Origin of the sequence: Streptomyces chiangmaiensis (assembly GCF_036281785.1) — a bacterium.
GTDB classification, from domain to species: Bacteria; Actinomycetota; Actinomycetes; order Streptomycetales; family Streptomycetaceae; genus Streptomyces; species Streptomyces chiangmaiensis.
Genome location: NZ_JAYWVC010000719.1, coordinates 1 through 619 on the forward strand (window position 1 = coordinate 1; position 619 = coordinate 619).

Consider the following 619-nt stretch of genomic DNA (forward strand, 5'->3'; position numbering starts at 1 on the left):
AGAGCGGCTCGACCACCACCTGCCGCACCTGGACGCGGTGGTGCACTCCTCGTGAGCGGGTGCGCGGCGGCCGCCCGGCGCCGGCCGCCGCGCACCCGCACCCCTGTTATGTCTTTCGCGGACCTGCAAGAGGGCCGCTGGCCTCCGGGCCGGCATGGCTGCTCCCCCTGCCGAATGGATGACCTGGGGCGGGGTGGTCCTACGTTGTTGATGGGTCGGATGGGCTGTCGTACGGTCCGGAGGATCCAGTGGCCCCGGGTATGGCTGGGGGTGGTTGCCTTCAATGGTTCCTGTGACACCTGGCCGCCCGGGACCGCACGACGACTCGACCACTGATGAGGGGCCGAGCGGGCCCGGGATGAGGGCTGGAGCCACGAGGAGTATCTGGCCGCTTGCCCGCAGCGGGAGGTCGCCGCCCGCGACAGCCATGGCGCCGAGGGCCGTGTTCGCGCGGCCCGCTTTCCCCCGCGCAAGTCGCTGGAGGACTTCGACTTCGACCACCAGCGGTCCGTGAAACACGAGGTCATCGCCCACCTGGGGACACTTGACTTCGTCGTTGGCAAGGAGAACGTGGTCTTCCTGGGGTCGGGCGTTATCCACGGGAGAGTGTTTCTTCACT

The 619-nt window shown here is 69.0% G+C and carries 1 pseudogene; it reads left to right on the forward strand.

Annotation, left to right across the window (positions count from 1 at the left end):
• Positions 1-354: 354 nt before the first annotated feature.
• Positions 355-619, forward strand: a pseudogene (locus tag VXC91_RS46610) (ATP-binding protein); the annotation flags it as partial.